17 protein-coding genes are annotated in these 21,065 nt (G+C 68.6%); 9 read left to right on the forward strand and 8 right to left on the reverse strand.

All coding sequences use genetic code 11. From position 1 onward, the window contains the following. Positions 1-11 precede the first annotated feature (11 nt). The 3 genes from BM360_RS00990 to BM360_RS01000 are packed head-to-tail and all read right to left on the reverse strand — an operon-like array spanning position 12 to position 2,889. Positions 12-1,151, reverse strand: coding sequence for an inositol-3-phosphate synthase (locus tag BM360_RS00990; protein ID WP_093309479.1), 1,140 nt, complete (start codon positions 1,149-1,151; stop codon positions 12-14). Then, the gene (locus BM360_RS00995; RefSeq protein ID WP_093309482.1) at positions 1,151-2,065 is read right to left on the reverse strand and encodes a glycosyl hydrolase; all 915 of its coding nucleotides are present in this window, start codon (positions 2,063-2,065) and stop codon (positions 1,151-1,153) included. The genes BM360_RS00990 and BM360_RS00995 overlap by 1 nt, the downstream gene beginning before the upstream one ends. Beyond that, positions 2,062-2,889, reverse strand: coding sequence for a TIGR04290 family methyltransferase (locus tag BM360_RS01000; RefSeq protein ID WP_093309484.1), 828 nt, complete (start codon positions 2,887-2,889; stop codon positions 2,062-2,064). The genes BM360_RS00995 and BM360_RS01000 overlap by 4 nt, the downstream gene beginning before the upstream one ends. A gap of 172 nt (positions 2,890-3,061) precedes the next feature. On the opposite strand from BM360_RS01000, the gene BM360_RS01005 reads away from it, so the two are divergent. The 5 genes from BM360_RS01005 to BM360_RS01025 are packed head-to-tail and all read left to right on the forward strand — an operon-like array spanning position 3,062 to position 7,225. Further along, the gene (locus tag BM360_RS01005; RefSeq protein ID WP_242653240.1) at positions 3,062-3,955 is read left to right on the forward strand and encodes a glycosyltransferase family 9 protein; all 894 of its coding nucleotides are present in this window, start codon (positions 3,062-3,064) and stop codon (positions 3,953-3,955) included. Next, positions 3,952-4,362 carry a DUF6165 family protein gene (locus tag BM360_RS01010; protein WP_242653241.1) on the forward strand — a complete coding sequence of 137 codons (411 nt, stop codon included), beginning with the start codon at positions 3,952-3,954 and terminating at the stop codon, positions 4,360-4,362. Before BM360_RS01005 ends, BM360_RS01010 begins: the two co-directional genes overlap by 4 nt. Beyond that, entirely contained in the window at positions 4,359-5,417 is a 1,059-nt protein-coding gene (locus BM360_RS01015; RefSeq protein ID WP_093309486.1) for a polysaccharide pyruvyl transferase family protein, read from the forward strand. Before BM360_RS01010 ends, BM360_RS01015 begins: the two co-directional genes overlap by 4 nt. Then, positions 5,414-6,805 (forward strand): Coenzyme F420 hydrogenase/dehydrogenase, beta subunit C-terminal domain, encoded by a 1,392-nt coding sequence (locus BM360_RS01020; protein WP_242653242.1) that lies wholly within the window; start codon positions 5,414-5,416, stop codon positions 6,803-6,805. Before BM360_RS01015 ends, BM360_RS01020 begins: the two co-directional genes overlap by 4 nt. A 33-nt stretch (positions 6,806-6,838) precedes the next feature. After that, a complete protein-coding gene (locus tag BM360_RS01025) occupies positions 6,839-7,225 on the forward strand; it encodes a winged helix-turn-helix domain-containing protein (protein WP_093309487.1) in 387 nt (128 codons plus the stop codon). A gap of 3 nt (positions 7,226-7,228) precedes the next feature. On the opposite strand, the gene BM360_RS01030 is transcribed toward BM360_RS01025, so the two are convergent. Next, on the reverse strand, positions 7,229-9,832 hold the full coding sequence (locus tag BM360_RS01030) for a TonB-dependent receptor (protein WP_093309489.1): 2,604 nt from the start codon (positions 9,830-9,832) through the stop codon (positions 7,229-7,231). A gap of 96 nt (positions 9,833-9,928) precedes the next feature. Here BM360_RS01030 and cofH point away from each other — a divergent pair, with 96 nt between their 5' ends. Then, positions 9,929-12,235, forward strand: coding sequence for a 5-amino-6-(D-ribitylamino)uracil--L-tyrosine 4-hydroxyphenyl transferase CofH (cofH, locus tag BM360_RS01035; RefSeq protein ID WP_479725487.1), 2,307 nt, complete (start codon positions 9,929-9,931; stop codon positions 12,233-12,235). 51 nt (positions 12,236-12,286) lie between these two features. Here cofH and BM360_RS01040 read toward each other — a convergent pair whose 3' ends face one another. Both BM360_RS01040 and BM360_RS01045 read right to left on the reverse strand, forming a co-directional pair. Next, entirely contained in the window at positions 12,287-13,339 is a 1,053-nt protein-coding gene (locus tag BM360_RS01040; RefSeq protein WP_093309491.1) for a 1,9-bis(guanidino)-5-aza-nonane synthase, read from the reverse strand. Between the two features lie 134 nt (positions 13,340-13,473). Then, complete coding sequence (locus BM360_RS01045) at positions 13,474-14,700, reverse strand: type III PLP-dependent enzyme domain-containing protein (RefSeq protein WP_093309493.1); 1,227 nt, start codon at positions 14,698-14,700, stop codon at positions 13,474-13,476. A gap of 175 nt (positions 14,701-14,875) precedes the next feature. Between BM360_RS01045 and BM360_RS01050 the strand changes: the two genes are divergently transcribed. Then, positions 14,876-15,832, forward strand: a complete 957-nt coding sequence (locus BM360_RS01050) for a threonine ammonia-lyase (protein WP_165611165.1) — start codon at positions 14,876-14,878, stop codon at positions 15,830-15,832. Positions 15,833-15,842: 10 nt separating this feature from the next. On the opposite strand, the gene BM360_RS01055 is transcribed toward BM360_RS01050, so the two are convergent. After that, positions 15,843-17,075 carry an NAD(P)/FAD-dependent oxidoreductase gene (locus BM360_RS01055; RefSeq protein WP_242653244.1) on the reverse strand — a complete coding sequence of 411 codons (1,233 nt, stop codon included), beginning with the start codon at positions 17,073-17,075 and terminating at the stop codon, positions 15,843-15,845. Positions 17,076-17,191: 116 nt separating this feature from the next. Here BM360_RS01055 and BM360_RS01060 point away from each other — a divergent pair, with 116 nt between their 5' ends. Continuing rightward, positions 17,192-18,367 (forward strand): acyl-CoA dehydrogenase, encoded by a 1,176-nt coding sequence (locus tag BM360_RS01060; protein ID WP_093309499.1) that lies wholly within the window; start codon positions 17,192-17,194, stop codon positions 18,365-18,367. 22 nt (positions 18,368-18,389) lie between these two features. Further along, positions 18,390-19,394, forward strand: a complete 1,005-nt coding sequence (locus BM360_RS01065) for a fumarylacetoacetate hydrolase family protein (RefSeq protein WP_093309501.1) — start codon at positions 18,390-18,392, stop codon at positions 19,392-19,394. 4 nt (positions 19,395-19,398) lie between these two features. On the opposite strand, the gene BM360_RS01070 is transcribed toward BM360_RS01065, so the two are convergent. After that, the gene (locus tag BM360_RS01070; RefSeq protein WP_131819144.1) at positions 19,399-21,054 is read right to left on the reverse strand and encodes a hypothetical protein; all 1,656 of its coding nucleotides are present in this window, start codon (positions 21,052-21,054) and stop codon (positions 19,399-19,401) included. Positions 21,055-21,065 lie beyond the last annotated feature (11 nt).

Here is a 21,065-nt window from a genome sequence, read left to right on the forward strand (position 1 = left end):
TGCCCGGCCGCTCAGGCGCGGCCGGGTAGCGCCTCCGCCGGCAAGGCACCGTTGCCGATCCATGCCTCGAGCGCATCATGCGCCTGATCGTCGCTCGTCTGCTCCAGCGGGTGCTTGCAGAAGAAGGTCGATGCCGCCAGCACCGGCCCGCCCTCGCCACGATCGCGCGCCAGCGCGGCGCAGCGGATCATGTCGATCGCCACGCCTGCGCTGTTGGGGCTGTCCTCCACGGATAGGCGCAGCTCCAGGTTCATCGGCACGCCGCCGAACAGCCGCCCCTCCATGCGGATGAAGGCGACCTTGTTGTCCTTCTGCCACGCGACATAATCGGACGGTCCGATGTGGACGTTCTCGTCCTCCAGCCGCTCCGCCGCGACCGACTGCACCGCCTCCGTCTTGCTGAGCTTCTTGGAGGCGAGGCGGCTGCGCGCGCTCATGTTGAGGAAGTCGGTGTTGCCGCCGGTGTTCAGCTGATACGTCCGGTCGAGCGCGGCGCCGCGCTTGGCGAACAGGTCGGTCAGCACGCGGTGGACGATGGTGGCGCCGATCTGTGCCTTGATGTCGTCGCCGACGATCGGCACCCCGGCGGCACGGAACCGCTCCGCCCAAGCCGGATCGCTGCCGATGAAGACGGGGATGGCGTTGACGAAGGCGACGCCTGCTTCCAGCGCGCAGTCCGCATAGAACTCTGTCGCGGCCTGGCTGCCGACCGGCAGATAGTTCACCATCACGTCGACATCCGCCTCCCGCAGCGCCGCCACCACTGCCGCGCGGTCGGGCTGCTCGGCCTCCGCCACGCGGAAGCTGCGCTCGGCCGGATGGTCGAGCATGTGATCGGCGACGCCGTCCAGCACCGGCCCCATGGCAACGACGGCGCCGGTCGACTCCACCTCGGGGCAGAAGATGGCCGTGTTGTTCGGCTGCGCGAAAATCGCCTCGGCGACATCACGACCCACCTTGCGCGGATCGACGTCCCACGCGGCGACAACGCGGATGTCGGACGGACGATAGCCGCCGATCTCGGCATGGAGCAGCCCGGTCAGGTCGTTCGACCCGCGCGCGTAGAAGCTGAGGCCCTGGACCAGCGACGAGGCGCAATTGCCGACGCCCGCAATGGCGAGGCGGATCGGGCGCGAAGGGGGCGCGAGCATCAGGCCGCCACCGTCGCAGTGGCGCGCGCGGGCGCATAACGTTCGATCATCTGCGCGCAGAAATCCGCAAAGGCCTGCGGCTCGACCGCGGCGGAGGTGTGGTGCGGCATCACGCCGAGATGCTCGGGCGTGAAGCAGAAGGTGACGGTGGTGTCGAACTCGGCCAGCGCCTCCATCTGCCGATCGAACCAGTCGAGCGCATTGGGGCGGAAGCTGTCGGCCCAGCTGAGGCCGGTGCGCAGCTTCTTGGTGCCGAGCCGGCGCATCCACTGCACCGCATCGTCCAGCCGCGGATCCTCGAAGTGGAACCACTGCATCAGGCCCATTTCACCCGCCACCTTGGCATAATCGTCCAGCGCCGGCTTCGGCGTGCCATCCGGCCGGATCAGGCCCATGTAGAAATGGCGGTAATAAGAGGAGCCCTCCGCCTCGCGGTGCCGCGTCTCCGCGCCCCACGCCATCGGCAGGTCAAACAGCGAATACCAGAAGATGCGCGGCACCCGACCGATCAGCAGCTCGGCGGTGCGATTGAGGCCGAAGACCTGCACCTCTTCCGCGCCGAACGAGCCGACGCCGACCTCGGTCACCCACACCGGCTTGTCCGTCACCGCCTCGATCTCGGCGATCTTCTGCGGCCAGTCATGGATCGGCCAAAGGTTCCAGTCGAGCGGGAAGCCATGCACCGCGATCACGTCGACCGCATCGAGCGCACCATGGCCCTCGACGCGCTGCAGCCATGTCGCGTCGATCGGGCTCATCCCGCCCAGCACGCGCGTCATCTCCGGGTTCACGGCCTTGATCGCATTGCCCGCGCGGATCACCATGTCGGCATAGCGCGACCAGTCCGGATCGATCGCGGGATCCCAGTGCGACTTGTTGTTCGGCTCATTCCAGATCATCGCCGCTTCGATCACGCAACATCCCCTTTTGCCGGCGTCTTCGCCGGATACACGGCCATCGTCCCCGCCAGATGGTGGTAGGGGATGGGCGCCACACGGCAGAGGAAAACCTCCTCCTCCGGATTGCTTTCGATCTCGAACCCGGCGGCGCGCAGCATGGCGGCGCTGCCCGCGCGGTTGGGTGCCCACCAATTGGTCCAGTCATCGGCGTATTTCCGCTCGATGAAGTGCATCTTGGGGTAACCGGGTTCGCTGAAATAGGCAGGCTTGCGGAAGCTGCCCGGCTCGAAGAACGGGTGGTTCTCGGGCACGTCGGCGATGTCGGGCGATCCCTGCTGCATCGTCTGGAACAGCATTCGGTCGCCGGCCACATGCTCGCGGATCAGGTCCAGCGCGAGCAGCGGGTGCCGCAGGTGGTAGAGCACGCCCATGAAGATCACGAGGTCGAACTTCTCGCCGAGCGCCCCCACGTCGTAAACGGAAAGGTTGCGGAACTCGACATCCTTGAAGCCCAACACCTCGGTGGCGAGCCGTGCCTGCGCGAGGTAGCGATCGTCCGAATCGATGCCGACGACGCGGCCCGCGCCGCGGCGCTTCATCTCGACCGAGTAGAAGCCGGCATTGCACCCGATATCCAGCACGCTGCCGCCTGCAAGATCAGCGGGCAGCGCATCCGCGAAGCTGGCGAATTTCGCTCGCGGATAATCGCCGAGGAAGTGGTCCGGCGCGGTCTGAACCCCGTTCAGGTCGAGATTGTGGAACCAGGGGCCGAGCGCATCGATACGGGAGCGCAGATCCGCGGCGCCGCCCTGCGCCACGCTCCCTTCGGCCTGCTGCATCCTGATCCCTTCACGTCCGCGCGACCACCGCGGCCGCCTGTCCGGAACGCATCTAGCCGCTTGCGCGGGCTTGTCACGTCCGGCCAAACGGCACAGCTACATTGCTGTTCCCACAAACGAAAGAGGTGCGGTGCCGGAACAACCGAGACGGTGCCGCATTTGCGCGTGTCGAATGACCACACCTGCCGACAGCTGGACCGAAGCGATGCGGGCGGGGCGGTTCGACGAGGCCTGGGCCATGTCGGAACGTGACGTGGCGCTCCGCGACCCGGCGCTGCGCGACGATCCCAGCGTCGATTATCATCTGCGCTGGGTCTGGGACGGACGGCCGTTCGACAATCGCGATGTGCTCGTCCGCTGCTATCACGGCCTCGGCGACACCATCCAGTTCGCCCGCTACCTGCCGGCACTGGCAGAGCGCGCCAGGTCGGTGCGGGTGGAGGTGCAGCCGCGGTTGCTGCCGCTGCTATCACAAACTCCCGGCGTCACCTTCCACCCGTTCGACGTCGCAAACCCGCTGCCGCCGGTGGAGTGCGACATCGAGATTACCGAACTCGCCTTCGCCCTCCGCCTGTCGCCGCTCGACGTGCCCGCGCCGTACCTCTCGGTCGCACCCGCCGCGCTGCCCTCTGGCACCATCGGCCTGTGCTACAGCGCCGGCGGCTGGGACAAGGAGCGCTGGGTGCCGCCCGCTCTGCTGGCGCCGCTGTGCGAAGGGCGTCGCTGCCTCTCGCTGGTGGCGGAGCCCGCGCCGCTGCCGATCGCCAATCCGGAGGGCTGCCCGTTCGACTTCGCCGAGACGGCCGCCCTTGTGGCGGGCTGCGCTCTCGTCATCACCGTCGACACGATGATCGCGCACCTTGCCGGCGCGCTCGGCCGGCCGACCTGGCTGATGCTAAAGTCCGATCCGGACTGGCGCTGGTCCCCGCACGATCGGCGAAGTCCTTGGTATGACAGCATGCGTCTTTACGCGCAGCCGCAGGCAGGCGATTGGGAGCATGTGGTGGATCGCGTCGCTCGCGATCTCGCCCGCCTCTATCCTGCTCAAGCGAAAGGCTCGCGTTGATCGCCGAAACTCCCCTCGTCCCCGTCTCCTGGGGCGAGCTGCTCGACAAGGTGACGATCCTCGAGATCAAGCGCGCGCGGCTGACCTCTGCTGAGGCGCGCGCGAATGTCGAGCGCGAGCATCGCCTGCTGCACGCCGCCGCTGCCCCCGCGCTCGCCGCGGAGGGGATCGCCGCGCTGATGGACGACCTGCGCGGCGTCAACGAGACGCTCTGGGAGATCGAGGATGCGATCCGCGAGGAGGAGGCGGCCGGACGCTTCGGCGATGCCTTCATCCGTCTTGCCCGCTCGGTCTACCAGCAGAATGACCGCCGGGCCGCGGTGAAGCGCGCGATCAACGACAGGCTCGGCTCCGAACTGGTCGAGGAGAAGAGCTACAAGGGGCAGAAGGCGGTCGCCCAGGCATGACACGCCGCATCGGGGTCCTCACTTACCATCGCTCCTTCAACTACGGCTCCTACTGGCAGGCGCGCTGTCTGGTCGAAGGATTGCGCGCGATGGGCCACGACGCGGAACTGCTCGATCATGCGGATCGCGATGTCGAGTGGAGGGAAGCACGCTGCCTGCTCCAGCCGACGCTGCCCGAGCCGACGCGCCGTCAGGATTTCGCCGCCTACAAGCGCAAGGGCCGCCGCCTGATCGAGGCGATGGATCGCCTGCCGCTCTCCCCCCGCTTTCCGCTGCACGCGCCCGATCAGGCGCCAGCCTATGACGCGGTCGTGGTCGGCAGCGACGAGGTGTGGAACTTCCGCCACCCCTGGTATGGCGGCACGCCGCTCTTCTTCGGTGACGGGCTGCGGGCCGACCGGCTGGTCGCCTACGCCGCCAGCATCGGCAATCACGATGCCAGCGACGGCATGCGCGAAGACTATGCCGAGCGGCTGACCCGCTTCGCCGCCATCTCGGTGCGGGACGACAATTCGCGTGCGTTGGTGCAAGCGGGGCTGGGGATCGATCCGCCGCTTGTGCTCGACCCCGTCCTGCAGTTTCCGCCCGTTATTGCCCAAGGCGAAGAGGCTGAGCCGTATGTGCTGATCTACGGCCACGGCTTCCCCGACTGGCTGTCGGCGGCGCTGCGGCACCGGCGCGGGGCAGGGGGCATGCGGATGGTCAGCGTCGGCTATCGTAACGACTGTGCTGACGAGCAGCGGATCGACGCTGGCCCGATCGAGTTCGCCGAGCTGGTCGCAGGCGCATCGGCCGTCGTCACCAACTTCTTCCATGGCTGCGTCTTTGCGTTGTTGAACAACAAGCCGCTGGTCACCGCGCCGAGCGCCTACCGCTTCAACAAGGTGCGCGATCTCGCCGCCAAGCTGGGAGCGCAGCGGCACATTGTCGGCGAGGACGCGTCCGCAACCATGCTGACAGAGCGGCTGGCGACTCCACCCGATCCCGCCATTACCGCTCGCATCGCCGAGTTGCGGGCAAGCTCCACCGAGTTTCTCCGCGCGGCACTGGCGTGACCCGCGCTGAGACCGTCAGCCCGCACGACATCGTCCGCTCGGGTCTCTGCATTGGCTGCGGCAGCTGCGCCGCCGATCGCAGCGATGCGCGCATGGCGTGGGATGGCTACGGCCAGTTGAAGCCGAAAGGCCCGGCCGACTGGTATCGAACGCCCGACGCCACCTTCTCCGCCCGCTGCCCCTTCTCGCCGCAAGCGGAGGATGAGGACAGCATCGCTGCACGCCGCTTCCCCGCGGCCCCCGCACGCGACACGGCGCTCGGCAGCTATGAGGGCGCGTATGTCGGGCATGTCGCCGACGGCGCGTTCCGGGCGGAGGGAAGCTCGGGCGGCATGGTCAGCTGGGTCGCAGCGGAGTTGCTCGGCAGCGGGCGGGTGGATGCGGTCGCGCATGTCGCGCCGCAGGGCGATCCGGATCGCGACGGCTTCTTCGCCTATCGCCTGTCGCGCAGCGTCGCGGAGATCCGCGGTGGCGCCAAGTCGCGTTACTATCCGATCGAGCTGTCCGGCGTGATCCGCGCGATCCGCGAGACGCCGGGCCGCTATGCGGTGGTCGGAGTGCCGTGCTTCATCAAGGCGATCAACCTGCTCCGCGCGACCGATCCGGTGATCGCCGAGCGCGTGACGCACACGCTCGGCCTGTTCTGCGGGCACATGAAGAGCGCGCGGCTGGTCGAGAGCTTCGCCTGGCAGCTGGGCAAGCGGATCGAGCAGGTGCAGGCGGTCGATTACCGGATCAAGGACGAGGGCCGTCCGGCCAATTGGTATCGCGCGCACCTCGAGCTCAAGGATGGGGGCGTCGCGGCGCAGGATTGGTGGCATCTCGTCGATGGCGATTGGGGCGCGGGATTCTTTCAGAACAGCGCGTGCAATGCCTGCGACGACGTGATGGCCGAGACGGCAGACATCGCCTTTGGCGACGCGTGGGTGGAGCCTTATTCGTCCGATGGCCGCGGGACCAACGTCGTCGTCGTCCGCTCACCCGAGATGATGGCGATGGTGGAGACGGCGCGCGGGGACGGGCGGCTGGCACTGGAGGGCGTCGATGCCGCCTTCATCGCGAATACGCAGGCCGCGGGCCTTCGCCATCGGCGGGAAGGGCTGGCCTATCGGCTCAGCTGGATGCGGTTTGCCGGCGTTCGGCCGCGCAAGCGGTTGCGGCCGGGCGCCGGCGCTCTGCCGGCGCGGCGGCGGCTCGTCTATCGCACGCGCTACTGGATCGCGAAGACCAGCCACCGCCTGTTCGCACTTGCCCGCCGGGTGGACCGCCCACCCGTCTACACGCGCTGGGCCAAGGCCGCGTTGACCTTCTACTCCGGCATCACCTGGTCGCACGGCCGCATCGGCAAGCTGGCCGACCGGATCGAGCAGCGCTTCCGCAAGGGCTGACACGCCGCAGCTCGCCTATGCTAAGCCGTCACCATGCGCATCGGCCCGCTGAAACTGAAGCTCCAGCTCGTCTGCGGCGATGGCTTTGCCATGGGGCCGGGCAAGGCGGACCTGCTGGATTCGATCGAGCGCGAGGGGTCGATCTCCGGCGCCGGCCGCGTGCTTGGCATGAGCTATCGTCGCACCTGGCTGCTTGTGGACGAGATGAACCGCTGCTTCACTGGGCGGCTGGTGGAAACGCTGCCCGGCGGCGGGCGTGAACGCGGCGCGCGCCTGACCGAATGCGGGCGAACGGTGTTGGCGCTCTACCGCGATCTCGAACGTGCAACCGCAGAGGCAGCGGACGGCGACAGCTATCACCGGCTCGCCGCCCTCCTGCTCGACGAGCCACGACCTGCCAGGCCTGACCCAGCCGCCTGAGCGTCAGAAGCGGAAGCCGATCTGCCCGCCCCACATGCGGGGGCTGAGCGGCAGGCATTGCAACACGCCACTCGTCCCCGCGACGCCGAACGTGCCGTTCGGAGCGGAGTTGAGCACGCCCTGCGGCTCGGGCACGCACGCCTTCTTGCCGAAGACGTTGTTGACGAAGGCGGCCAGCTCCACCTTGCTGCCGGCCACGTCGGTCAGCGCTACGCGCGCGTTCGACAGGGGATAAGCGGACGTGCGCTGCGCCGGATTGAAGGCGCGCAGATCCGCCTCGAACAGGCTCTGCCAGTAGGTGCGCCAGCTCAGCTCCACCGGCCCAGTGCGGTAGACCGCGCTGCCCGACAGCTGCCACTTGGGCAGCGGAAAGCGCGTGCCGGAGAGGTTCACGCTCCCCGTCGGCCGGAGATAACCGGCCGGCGGCTCGAAGCTGTAATCGGTATAGCGGGCGTCCAAGAAGCTGCCGCCCGTCTCAAGCGTCAGCCCGCGCGCGGGGCGGGCCGCCAGCGTCCACTCCAGCCCGCGTACGCGCGCGGCACGCGCGTTCAGCGTCACCGCATCGTTGGTCGCGCCGAGGCACTGGCCGCCATCGAACACGCCTTGCGTGCAGGCGCTGCCGCCGGGGCCGGTTGCAAGCGTGACATTGGGCAAGGTCGCCTGGATCTGGATGTCGCGGTAGCGCGTCCAGTAACCGGCAATGGTCGTGCGCAGCGGCACGCCGGCCAGCTCGAAATCGGATTTAAGTCCCAGCTCCACGTCCAGCACCCGCTCGGGCCGGGCGGTTATGACGGCGGGGTTGATCGCCGCGCTGTTGATCGCGCCCGAACGATAGCCGGTCCGCGCGGTGACGTAGGCCAGTGTCCGATCCGCCAGATCATGATCGAGCGCCAGCGTGAAGGTCGGCTTGCGGAAGGTGCGGCGCACCTCGGCCGAACACTGGTCGAGCGGCAGCAGCCGCCCGCCCGTGTCCGTCAGCGCGCAGGCATTGGTGATCCCCGGATAGGCGATGCCGAACAGGGTGTAGGTGGCCGGATCGAAGATGCCGCCGCGCACCGTCGCATTGGTTGCAGGGGAGGCGGGGAAGCGCTGTGTGCGCGTCTGCAGCCGGGCGAAGCGCCGGTCGATCGTGTAGCGGGCGCCCGCGGTCAACCGCGTATCCGGCCGCACCCGCCACGTCGCCTGCGCATAGGCGGCATAGCTGGTGTTGCGCGCATCGTTGCGGGTGGCGTCCGTATAGGTGATCTGCCGTCCCGCCACGGGTGCCGGGCTGATGCCACTCGGCAGAAACAGGTAGAGCTGATCGCCATCGTTCGGGCTCGTCTCGCGGAAGCCGAACAGGCCGGCGGTCCAGTCCACCCGATCGCCGGCCAGCTTGCCGTTCAGCGTCAGCTCCGCCTGCGATGAGCGGTAGCGCGGCGTTTCGTAGAGGAAGACGTTGGTGACGTAAGGCAGGCCGCGGTTCTGCGATGAGCCGCGTGTGGCGAAGTTTCGCCGCGCTACCAGCAGCCGCGCCTCGGTCCCGCCGATCCTTCCCGTCGCCTCGGCCGACAGCGTCGAGTAGCGGCCCTTGTTGCGATTGGAGATCGCCTGCTCGGTTGTCCAGAAGCCCGCACGCGCCGCGCGATCGACCGAGCTGAGCAGCGCATTATAGGCTGTCGGCGCGGTGCTGACGGTGCGCCCTTGCGGGAAGTCGGCGAAATAGGGCGTGATCTGCCGGCCGAGCAGGTCGGTGAAGCCGGTGCAGGTGCCGGGGATGTTGCAGATGGACGGCCGGTTGCCCGCCGCATTCACCGATCCGACGAAATAGCCCAACGTGTGATAGGAAACGCCGGTATAATCCTCCTCGTTCTCCTTGGCACGGAGCAGCAGTGTAAAGTCCGGGTCTGGCGACCATTTCAGCGCGGCCTGGCCGGCATAGCGTCGCAGCCCCATGGACGGCGTGTCGTTGCGCGCGCCGCTCACCGGATCGGCGTAGAGGTTCCTGAGATAGCCCGTCTGCCGGGCGAATGCGCCCGCGACGCGCAGCGCCAGCGTGGGCGAGAGCGGCAGGTTGAGCGCGCCCTGCAACTCGCGCCGGCCGTAATCGCCGAGGGTCGCGCGGGCGTAGCCGCCGATCTCCGCTTCCGGCGCCCGCGTTTCATAGAGGATCGCGCCGCCTGTCGAGTTGCGGCCGATCAGCGTCCCCTGCGGGCCCTTCAGCACCTCCACCCGCGCCACGTCGAACAAAGTGCCCGTCAGCCCGACCGGCCGCGCCTGATAGACCCCGTCGACGTAGACCGCGGTGGACGTATCGAATTGCAGCCCGGTCGAAGGGAAGTTCTGCTGCCCCCGGATCGTGATGTTGATCGTGTCCTGCCGGAACAGCGACGGTGCGATGTAGAGCGACGGCGAGGTGTAGCGCAGATCCTCCAGCGTGCGGATGTCGAGCCGGTTGACCGATTCGGCATCGTAGCTGTCGATCGACAAGGGAACCTGCGCCTGCATCTCGGCCCGGCGGCGCGCGGTAACGATGACGTCGCGAAAGGCGGGCCGCGTGACCTGCGCCAGTGCGGGTTCCCCGGCAAGGATGAAGGCCAGGGCGAACAGACTGGTACGGATCGGCATCGCGCCCCTCTGCCGCAGGTCAGCGGCCAACGAAAGGCGCGGCGCTTGCAAATCGTGGGTCAGGCTTCGACAAGGGCGGCCAGCGATAAGGAGAGGCTGGTGACGGGCACGGGACTCGATCAGGAGCGTGCGGCGATCCTCGATGCGTCGCTGGAGACGCTGCTGGAGCGCGCGGAGGCGATGACGGTTGCGGGGTATGGCGCGCTCGTCACCTATTCACGCAAGGTGTTCATCCCGCTGACGAAACTCTGCCGCGACGTGTGCCGCTATTGCACGTTCGCGGAGACGCCGGGTGCTCGCCCCGCTTATCTGTCCCGCGACGAGGTGCTGGCGATCGCCCGTGCCGGCGTGGCGGCCGGGTGTCGCGAAGCGCTGTTCACCCTCGGGGATGCCCCGGAAGCCCGCTACGCCGCCGCACGCGACGCGCTCGCCAGCCTCGGCCACGCGACCACGCTCTCCTATCTGGGGGAGATGGCGGCGGCGGTGCTGGAGGAAACGGGCCTGCTGCCGCACCTCAATCCGGGGCTGATGACCGACGCGGATTACGCCGCACTGCGCCCGGTCGCCGCCTCGATGGGGCTGATGCTGGAGACCACGGCCGCGCACCTTGGCGACAAGGGCGGGCCGCATCACGGCTGTACCACCAAGGTGCCGGCCGCGCGTCTGGAGGCGATGGAGGCGGCCGGGCGCGCCCGCGTGCCGTTCACCACCGGGCTGCTGATCGGCATAGGCGAGACGCGGGAGGAGCGGCTCGATGCGCTCGCGGCCATCCGCGACAGCCACCATCGGCATGGCCACATCCAGGAAGTCATCATCCAGAATTTTCGGGCGAAACCGGATACGAAGATGGCCGCGGTCGAGGATGCCAGTCTCGACGATCATCTCTGGACCATCGCTGCGGCGCGCCTGATGCTAGGGCCGGACATGACGATCCAGGCGCCGCCCAACCTCCATGCGCCGGATGCGCTCGGCCGCCTGTTGCGGGCCGGGGTGAATGACTGGGGCGGTGTCTCCCCGGTCACGCCCGATCACGTCAACCCGGAGGCACCCTGGCCGCATCTCGATGCGCTGGCGGAGGCAACCGCCGCTGCCGGGCGCACGCTCCGCGAACGGCTGGCGATCGGTCCTGCTCTCGCGCAGACGCCCGAGCGCTGGCTGGAGCCTGCGCTTGCCAAGGTGGTGCGCCGCTCGGTCGATGCCCGCGGCCTGCCGGTGCGCGACGGCTGGCATGCGGGCAGTTCGGCGGCGATGCCCGGATTGGTCGGCGGCGGCCGCACGATCGTCTCCGACGCGATCGACACGCTGTGCACGCGGGCCGCGTCGGGCGAGCGGCTGGATGAAAGCGAGATCGTCCGTCTGTTCGAAGCGGATGGGGCCGACGCAGCGCGCGTGGCCGCGGCGGCCGATGCCCTCCGGCAACAGGTGGTCGGCGATACGGTCACCTACGTCGTCAATCGCAACATCAATTACACCAACATCTGCCTGTATCGCTGCGGCTTCTGCGCTTTTTCAAAGGGCACCGCGAAGGCGCTGCGCGGCCCGGCTTACCGCCTCGATCTGGACGAAGTCGCCCGCCGCGCGGCAGAAGCGGAGGCGCGCGGTGCGAGCGAGGTGTGCCTGCAAGGAGGCATCCATCCGGATTATGACGGCGAGACCTATCTGTCGGTCCTTCGCGCCGTGCGGGAAGCGGCGCCCTCGCTCCACATCCACGCTTTTTCGCCGCTCGAGGTGACGCATGGCGCACAGACGCTCGGCCTGTCGCTCGACGCGTTCCTTGCCCGGCTGAAGGAGGCAGGCCTCTCGACGCTGCCGGGCACCGCGGCCGAGATTCTCGACGACGATGTCCGCGCGGTGATCTGCCCGGACAAGGTGAACACCGCCGAATGGCTGGCGGTGATGCGCAGCGCGCACGCGCTCGGGCTTCGCTCGACCGCGACGATCATGTTCGGCCATGTCGAGCGCTATGCCGACTGGGCGCGCCACCTGCTGCGCGTGCGCGATCTTCAGGCGGAAACGGGTGGTTTCACCGAGTTCGTGCCGCTGCCGTTCGTCCATGTCGAGGCGCCCATCTGGCGGCGCGGGCAGGCGCGCTCCGGCCCCTCGGCGCGGGAGGCGTTGCTGATGCATGCGGTGGCGCGGCTGGTGCTCAATCCGCTGATCCCGAACATTCAGGCAAGCTGGGTGAAGCTGGGCGAGACCGGATCGATCGCGGCGCTCGGTGCGGGCGTCAACGATCTCGGCGGCGTCCTGATGGACGAGTCGATCACGCGCGCCGCGGGTGGCGAAAATGGCCAATGCTGGGATGAGGCGCGGATGGCGCAGGTCGCCGCAAGGGCAGGGCGGCCGCTTCGTCGCCGCACGACGCTTTACGGCATGGCCGAACCCGCGCTGGTCGAGGGCTGAACGAAAAGCGCCGCCGCGGAGCGTTGATGCTCCGCGGCGGCTTGGTCGGGCTTACTTGAACAGCTTGGCCCAGGCGCGCTTCTCGCGGCCCTTCCAGTGCCCGCGGTGGTACGCGTCGGAGGTCAGCAGCGGGATCACCGAGCCCGCTTCCGCAAACACCATCTGCTCGATGCCGGTGTTCACCTTGCCCCAGCTCGCCGCTTCCTGAAGCGTGGAGGAGGAGCAGGCGCCGTCACGCACGTCGGCGACGGTGATCTGCACCGCGTACTTGTGCACTGCCACGTCCTCATGGCCGAGGATCTCGGCGCAGACGACCGTGTCCTGGATGAAGTTCTTGGGCACGCCACCACCGATCATCAGCAGGCCGGTGGTGCCGGCCTTGATCTTGATCTCCGTCAGCTCGCGGAAGTCGGCGATCGAGTCGATGGTCAGGTAGGGACGCCCCTCCTTCATCGCGTCGACCTGGTGCTTCACGAGGCCGAAGCCGGCGCTCGAGTCAGTGAAGGCCGGGCAGAAGATCGGCACATCATGCTCGTAGGCGAGCTTGACGAGGCTGTTCTCCTTCTTGCCATGCTCGACGAGATACTTGCCCATCTCGCGGATGAACGCGCGCGACGAATAGGCCTTGGGCTCCAGCGTCTCGGCGATCTCGAAGATCGTGTGGTCGACGTTCTGGAGATCTTCCTCGTCGATATACGTGTCGTAGATGCGGTCGATGTAGAGCGAGCGCAGCGTGTCGTCGTCGGGGATTTCGAGCGCCTGATAATGCTTGTGGCCGAGGCCCTCGAAGAAATCCATGTCGACGATGGTCGCGCCGGTCGCGACGATGCCATCGACCATGCCGGAGCGGACCAGCTCGGCGTAAGCATCCATGCAGCCGGCGGCGGAGGTGGAGCCCGCAATCACCAGGAAGATGGTGCAGTCCTTGTCGGCCAGCATGTCGTTGTAGATGCGCGTCGCCCGCGCGAGATCGCGCGAGGTGAAGCTCATCTTGCCCATCGCGTCGATGATCGGGCGCGCGTCGAACGAACGGATGTCGACATGCTCGACCTGGGTGGAGAGCAGTTCGGCCTTGCGCGTGTCGTTGATCTGGGTGTAGGTCATCAAGCTCTCTTGCTCAAAGGAACCGGCGTCGTTCGCGGGGACGCGGAAACCCGAAAGCCGGCGCCGGACAGGCCGGAACGCCGAAAGGCGGCTCCCACCATATAGGCGGGAGCCGGATTTCTAACAGAGGTGGGTTACAGCGTGACGACGTTGCTGGGCGTCGGCTCGGCTTCCTGCGCGGGCAGGTAGACGCTCGCCATCGGCTCGTCGCTGACGATCACCGGCGCGGCGGCGGTGAAGCCGTTGAAGCCGGTGCGCATCGCGCAGCCATAGGCACCGAGCATGCCGATCTCGATATAGTCGCCCGCCTTCACGTCCGCGGGGAGCATGAAGGGACCGGCCATATGATCCATGTCGTCGCAGGTCGGACCGTAGAAGCTGAACGCCAGCGGCTTCGTGTCCGAGGCCTCTTCGCGCAGCAGCGTCACCGGGAAACGCCAGCCGACATGCGCCGCATCGAACAGCGCACCGTACGCGCCGTCGTTGATGTACAGCTCATCGCCACGCCGCTTTTCCACGCGCACGACGAGGCTGGCATATTCGGCGCACAACGCACGGCCCGGCTCGCACCACAGCTCCGCCGAATAGCTGATCGGCAGCTCCTCGAACGCAGCGTGGATCGCGTCGAAATAGGCCTCGAGCGGCGGCGGCTCCATGCCGGGGTAGGTGGAGGGGAAACCCCCGCCCACGTCCACCACGTCCACCGTCACGCCCGCACCCACGATCGCCTGCCGCACGCGGCCCATCGCCTGGAGATAGGCGGTCGGGCTCATCGCCTGCGAACCGACGTGGAAGCAGATGCCGAGCGCATCCGCCGCCTGCCGCGCTGCGATCAGCACCGGCGCCGCATCGCGCGGATCGACGCCAAACTTCGAGGCGAGGCTCAGCTTCGAGTGGTCGGACGCCACGCGCAGCCGCACGCAGAGCGTGAGATCGGTCGCGCCATCGGTCGCGCGGACGATCTTCTCCAGCTCCTCCAGCGTGTCGAGCGAGAAGACGCGGACGCCGTGCGTGTGATACGCCTCGGCAATCGCCTCCTCGGCCTTGACCGGATGCATGAAGCAGAGAGTCGCGTCCGGCAGCGTCGTCGCCACCAGCCGCACCTCGGCGATCGAGGCCACATCATAATGCGTGATCCCGCTGTCCCACAGCAGGGTCAGCAGCTCCGGCGACGGGTTCGCCTTCACCGCATACATGGCGGTGCCGCGAAACTTCTCGACGAAGAAGCGCGCCGCACGCCGGGCGGCATGCGGGCGGACGAGCGTCACCGGCTGGACCGGGCGATCGTTGGCGATGTCTTGACCCACTCGGGCCTCGACGGGGGCGGCAGCTAGCCCCAGCGCGCGATGGTCGTTGTGCAATTCAAGGGACCTCCGATGCGCGGGGCGAACCCGCGGCTTACAGTTCAACAACACTGCCTTGCGGTGGAAGTCCCATGGGGCAGCGGAGCGCGCACATAGGGACGCTGGGCGACCATGTAAAGTTGCATTTCGATGGCAGTTGCGACGAACCGAAACTCGTGGGACGGGGGGTGCCATGACGTCGACCAAACCCCTGAAAACCCCCAGTCGGGCCGGTGTGCTGGCCGCGGCCGATCGCGTCCGCGGAGTCGTGGCGGAGACCCCTCTGCTGGCTTTGCCCGGCTCTGGCGATCACGTCCGCCTCAAGGCCGAATCACTCCAGCATGGTGGCGCGTTCAAGCTGCGCGGCGCTTACAACCGGCTGGCGCAGGTGTCGCCGGCCGATCGCCCGCGCGGCGTCGTCGCTTTCTCGTCCGGCAATCATGCGCAGGGCGTCGCGCGGGCCGCCGCTTGGCTTGGCATGCCGGCGACGATCGTCATGCCGGCAGACGCACCGGGGGTGAAAGTGGCGGGCACGCGCGCGCTCGGCGCCGAGATCGTCTTCTATGATCGCGCGACCGAAAGCCGCGAGGGGATCGCCGCGCGACTCGCGGAGACGCGGGATGCCGTGCTGTTGCCGTCGTTCGACGATGTCGATGTGATCGAGGGGCAGGGCACGGCGGGGCTGGAGGCGGAGGCGGCGTGGCCCGGTATCGCCCGCGTGCTGGTGCCCTGCGGTGGGGGCGGACTCGCCGCCGGGATCGCACTGGCACTGCCGGAGGCGGAGGTGATCGTGGTCGAGCCCGAGGGCTGGGACGACATGACCCGCTCGCTCTCTGTCGGCGAGATCGTCGAGGTTGGGCCCAACCCGCCCGCGACCGCATGCGACGCGCTCCAGACGATCCGCGTCTCGCCGCTCACATTCGGCGCGCTGCATGCTGCAAAAGCGCGCGGGGTTGCCGTAAGCGAAGCGGAAATCGCCGAGGCGCAGCGCTTCGCCTTCGCCATGGGGCTGGTGGTGGAGCCGGGCGGCGCGGTCGCGCTGGCGGCCTGGCTAGCGGGCAAGGTGGCGGGTGACGGGCGGCAGACGTTGATCGTCGCGTCCGGCAGCAATGTCGATCCGGCCGCCTTTGCGCGTGTGCTGCTGGCCTGATCGCTGACGATCAGGCCGCCGCCATCTCCTTCAGCGGCACGCTGGCATCCGCCAGCTTCTCCGCCGGCAGCGTCGCGCCGGACAGCACAAGCGCGCGGCCCTGCACATAATCTTTGACCGCGTTGACGCAGTCGAGCGCGATCACGCGGCCGCCCTTCAGATAGACGATCGAGAAGCTGCGTGAGCCGATGTCGCCGCGCACCACCGCCTCGTCGTGGCCGGTGGACAGACCCACCGTCTGCAGGCGAAGATCATACTGGTTCGACCAGAACCACGGCACCGCATGGTAGCGCGCCGGTGCGCCGGTCAGCGCCTTGGCCACCAACGTCGCCTGATCGTTGGCGTTCTGCACCGACTCGAGCCGGATGTGCGCGCCCTCGGCAAAGTCGTTGTCGTGCGCCGCGCAGTCGCCGATCGCATAGATGTCCGGCAGCGACGTGCGGCAATGCTCGTCCACGTCGACGCCATTGCCGCCCTTGGCTCCCGCCGCCAGCAGCGGCTCCACCGCGGGGATGATGCCGATGCCGACGATCACCATCTCGCATTCCAGGATCTCGCCGCCTGCCAGCCGCACGCCGCAGGCGCGCATGTCGCGCTCCTCGATGCACTCGACGACGACACCCAGCCGCACGTCGACGCCGTGGGCGCGGTGCTCCGCCTCGTAAAAACGGCTCAACGGCTCGCCCGCCACGCGCGCCAGCACACGCGGCAGCGCCTCCAGCACGGTCACATGCTTGCCGAACTTGGCGAGCACCGCCGCCGCCTCCAGCCCGATATAACCACCGCCGACGACGCAGACCCGGCTGACGCCGTCCAGCTCGCCCATCATCTTGTCGACGTCCGCACGGGTACGCACGCCATGCACGCCGATGAGGTCATGGCCCGAGCAGGTCAGCCGCCGGGGCGAGCCGCCGGTTGCCCAGATCAACGTGCCGTAACCGATGGTGCCGCCATCGGCTGTCGTCACGCTGTGCGCCTCGGGATCGACGCTCATCACGCGGCGGCCGAGCAGCATGTCGACCTGCTTGTCGGCCCAGAAGGCGGCCGGGCGGATCAGGATCCGCTCGAACGTCTTCTCCTTGGAAAAATAATCCTTGGAGAGGGGCGGGCGCTCGTATGGCAGTTCGGGCTCGTCCCCGACGATCGCGATGCTGCCGGCAAACTTGTTCTGCCGCAGCGCGACCGCCGCCTGCGCGCCGCCATGGCCGGCACCGACGATCAGGATGTCGTAGCGTTCGTCCACCTGGCAGTCCTCTTCCCCGTCTCGGCCGTGGCGGTAAGCCGAACGGTGCCGGATTTGCAAGCGGGGGCGGGGCGGGGCTAGGTCGGGGGCATCACCCATGCCCCTCGGGAGCAATCATGATCCGGTTCGACTGGAACGACCCTTTCCTCCTTGATGAGCAGCTGACGGACGAGGAGCGGATGATCCGCGATACCGCCCGCGATTATGCCCAGAATCAGCTCCAGCCGCGCGTCGGTGCCGCCTTCCAGCGCGAGGAGACCGACCCGGCCATCTTTCAGGAGATGGGTGCGCTCGGCCTGCTCGGCGTCACCATTCCGGAAGCGGAGGGCGGCGCGGGTGCCTCCTACGTCGCCTATGGCCTTGTGGCCCGGGAGGTGGAGCGTGTCGATTCGGGCTACCGCTCGATGATGAGCGTGCAATCCAGCCTCGTCATGCACCCGATCCACGCCTTCGGCTCGGAGGCGCAGCGCGCGCGTTACCTGCCGAAGCTGGCAGCGGGCACCTCGATCGGCAGCTTCGGCCTGACCGAGCCGGACGCGGGTTCCGATCCCGGCGGCATGACGACGCGCGCGCGGGCGGTGGACGGCGGCTACGTCCTCTCGGGCACCAAGACGTGGATCACCAACGCGCCGATCGCCGACGTGTTCGTCATCTGGGCGAAGTCCGACGCGCATGGCGGCGCGATCCGCGGCTTCGTGCTGGAGCGGGGCATGAAGGGGCTCACCACGCCGCGGATCGAGAACAAGCTGTCGCTGCGCGCCTCCGTCACCGGGCAGGTGGTGATGGACGAGGTGGAGCTTGGCGCCGACGCGCTGCTGCCGGAGGGGCAGGGGCTGAAGGCACCGTTCGATTGCCTCAACCGCGCGCGCTACGGCATCAGCTGGGGCGCGCTCGGCGCCGCCGAATTCTGCTTCCACGCCGCCCGCCAATATGGCCTCGACCGGCACCAGTTCGGCCGGCCGCTCGCCCAGACGCAGCTGTTTCAGCGCAAGCTGGCCGACATGGCGAGCGAGATCGCGATGGGCCTCCAGGCGAGCCTGCGCGTCGGCCGCCTGTTCGATGAGGGCCGCTACGCCCCCGAGATGGTCTCGATCGTCAAGCGCAGCAATGTCGGCCGTGCCCTCGATATCGCGCGCACTGCGCGCGACATGCATGGCGGCAACGGCATTTCGGGCGATTATGGCGTCATGCGCCACCTGATGAACCTCGAGACGGTGAACACTTATGAGGGCACCGCCGACGTTCACGCGCTGATCCTGGGCCGGGCGATCACCGGCCTGGCGGCATTCTGACGACACAAGAAGGAGAGGCGCAATGAAGCTGGGAACCTTGGCCGGCGATGGCCGCGACGGGCGGCTGGTGGTGGTCAGCCGCGATCTCGCCTGGTGCGCCGATGCGCGGCACATCGCGCCGACTTTGCAGGCGGCACTGGACGATTGGGACCGCGTGGCCCCGCTGCTCGAGTCGCTCAGCGTCGATCTGGCGCATGAGGCCATCCCGATGATGCGCTTCCATGAGCGGCAGGCACTGTCGCCGCTGCCGCGCGCTTATCAATGGGCGGATGGATCGGCCTATGTGAACCATGTCGAGCTGGTGCGCCGCGCACGCGGGGCGGAGCTGCCGGAAAGCTTCTGGACCGACCCGCTGATGTATCAGGGTGCGTCCGACGGCTTCCTCGCCCCCCGCGCCGCCATCCCGCTCGCCGACGAGGCTTGGGGCTGCGATCTTGAGGCGGAGGTCGCCGTCGTGACGGGTGACGTGCCCGCCGGTGCCTCGCGCGACGAAGCGCTCGGCGCGATCCGGCTGGTCGGCCTCGTCAACGACGTTTCGCTCAGGAATCTGATCCCGGCGGAGCTCGCCAAGGGCTTCGGCTTCGTCCAGTCCAAGCCCGCCTCCGCGCTGTCTCCCGTGCTGGTCACGCCGGACGAGCTGGGCGACTGGTGGCAGGACGGCAAGCTACACCGCACGCTCAAGGTCGACCTGAACGGCGCGCCGCTCGGCCGCGCGGATGCCGGCGAGGACATGACGTTCGATTTCGGCACGCTCGTCGCCCACCTCGCCAAGACGCGCGACGTGGCGGCGGGCAGCGTCGTCGGCTCGGGCACCGTGTCGAACCGCGATGCGGATGGCGGACCCGGGCGGCCGGTGCAGGACGGCGGCCTCGGCTATAGCTGCCTCGCTGAACAGCGCATGATCGAGACGATCCGCTCCGGCGCACCCGTCACCCCCTTCCTCAAGAAGGGCGACACCGTGCGCATCTGGATGGATGACGATCACGGCCATCCGATCTTCGGCACGATCGAGCAGACCGTCGGCTGACCCCCTACAGCCCGAACATCGTCAGCACGGCATCGATCAGCCCTTCGATGCCGTGCCGCACCTCTCCGCCGCGCCGCCCGGCAAGCGGCGCCTCCTCCGCGACGAGGATGCCGCCGCCCGCCGCCACCCGATCCTTCAGCAGCGGCTCGCGGCCGAGGAAATAGGGCCAGAACGTCTCCGCCCGCGTGACCGAATAAGCGAGGTCGGCGGAGAAGCCGACGAGCTGCTCCTGCCCGAACACTCGGCCCGCCTCCGCCTGCTCCACCCGCACGCCGCGCCCACCCTTCACCACCAGCCGCACCGGCCCGTGGAAGAGAACGTAGCGCAGCTGCAACGTCAGCCACGCATGCAGCGAGCCAAGCCGCCAGCGCGTCTCCACCCGCAGCGGCTGATCGATCGGCTGCGCCACTGCTGCCAGAGCGCGCGGATGCAGCACCAGCGCGGCGCCTGCGGGCAGATCGAGCAGCAGCACCTCGGCAAAGGGGTCGCGCACCGCGGAGACGGTGGTCAGCTCTCCATCGCCGCGGATGCGGGTCAGGAAGGCGAGCCCGGCGGCAAGGCTGGTTAGCGGGTGCCGCGGATCGAGCAGCCAGCGGGTGCGCTTGGTGCCGGCATGGCTGCTTGTCTGGAGATAATCCTGCCGGACCATCAGTTCCTCACCCGTCGCCAGGCGCACGCCGACAGACGGGGCCGACGGGCCGGGCAGCGTTATGCTGGCACCACGCTCCATAAGACGGATGGCGGGGCGTCGCGCGGCGAGCGGCGCCACGACGAAGAAGCAGAACAGCCGGATCAGATACGGCGTGGCGACGATCAGCAGGAAGGCGCCCGCCGCCTGCACCGCCACGCTCCGCAGCCGGTTCGTCTCCGCCCAGGCCGAGGCGCGCTGAAGCAGATTGTCGCTCAGCGCCTTGGCCCGCACCTTTGCCAGTGTGCGATACCGTGCGAGCGCCTCGCCGGAGATCGCTGCGGCGCGGCGGCGTGCGGCGGCGATGCCCTGCTGGGTCGCGATCAACGCGCGCGCGTCCCGCGCCGCCGCGCGGTGGGCCGCCAGCGCACCCGTGATCCGCGCGCGCTGTAGCGCGATCTCGCGCCGCTGGAGCAGATTGGGCACGTAATCGCCGTTCAGCGTCGCCAGGCGGGCCTGCGCATCCCGCACGATCGCCGCCGCCACCCGCATCGTGGCGGCATGACGGCGCAGCGCATCGGCCAGCGGCTCGCCCGGCCGCCTTGCATCGAGGCTTGTGCGCAGGGCCACGAGCGTCTCGATCTCGCGCGTCAGGGCGGCGGTGGTCAGGCACTTGCGGCGGTTGTCGATCACCCCCGCGGCGCCACGCGTCAGCAACGCCGGCAGATCCGCGCCGCACGCGCTCGCCAGCGGGGCGCGGGCCTGCTCGGCTGCGGCAATGCGTGTGTCGAGTGCTTCGCGGCCGAGCCGATGATAGGCAAGGCTCTCCGCCTCGGCGCGCGCCGCAATGTCACGGGCAAAGCCTTCCAGCGCCGGTCCGCCTGCCGCCATCGCGGCTGCGCTCTCCCGCAGCCCCGCCAGGCTCTCGAACGATGGCCGCGTCGCGCGGTAGATGAGCAGCGCGGCGACCAGTGCCACGAACAGGATGGATCGGCGCAGGACCCAGCCGGCCAGACGCCTGATCGCGGTCATGCGCTGCGCCG

It is taken from the genome of Sphingomonas jatrophae (assembly GCF_900113315.1).
Classification (GTDB): Bacteria; Pseudomonadota; Alphaproteobacteria; order Sphingomonadales; family Sphingomonadaceae; genus Sphingomonas_P; species Sphingomonas_P jatrophae.

Bases quoted from the DNA above. Each gene is read 5' to 3' on its own strand.
- BM360_RS01070 (WP_131819144.1), bottom strand. From the start codon at position 21,054: ATGACCGCGATCAGGCGTCTGGCCGGCTGGGTCCTGCGCCGATCCATC.
- BM360_RS01025 (WP_093309487.1), top strand. From the start codon at position 6,839: ATGCGCATCGGCCCGCTGAAACTGAAGCTCCAGCTCGTCTGCGGCGAT.
- BM360_RS01030 (WP_093309489.1), bottom strand. From the start codon at position 9,832: ATGCCGATCCGTACCAGTCTGTTCGCCCTGGCCTTCATCCTTGCCGGG.
- BM360_RS00990 (WP_093309479.1), bottom strand. From the start codon at position 1,151: ATGCTCGCGCCCCCTTCGCGCCCGATCCGCCTCGCCATTGCGGGCGTC.
- BM360_RS01040 (WP_093309491.1), bottom strand. From the start codon at position 13,339: ATGACCTACACCCAGATCAACGACACGCGCAAGGCCGAACTGCTCTCC.
- BM360_RS01065 (WP_093309501.1), top strand. From the start codon at position 18,390: ATGAAGCTGGGAACCTTGGCCGGCGATGGCCGCGACGGGCGGCTGGTG.
- BM360_RS01005 (WP_242653240.1), top strand. From the start codon at position 3,062: ATGACCACACCTGCCGACAGCTGGACCGAAGCGATGCGGGCGGGGCGG.
- BM360_RS01060 (WP_093309499.1), top strand. From the start codon at position 17,192: ATGATCCGGTTCGACTGGAACGACCCTTTCCTCCTTGATGAGCAGCTG.
- BM360_RS01000 (WP_093309484.1), bottom strand. From the start codon at position 2,889: ATGCAGCAGGCCGAAGGGAGCGTGGCGCAGGGCGGCGCCGCGGATCTG.
- BM360_RS01015 (WP_093309486.1), top strand. From the start codon at position 4,359: ATGACACGCCGCATCGGGGTCCTCACTTACCATCGCTCCTTCAACTAC.
- BM360_RS01050 (WP_165611165.1), top strand. From the start codon at position 14,876: ATGACGTCGACCAAACCCCTGAAAACCCCCAGTCGGGCCGGTGTGCTG.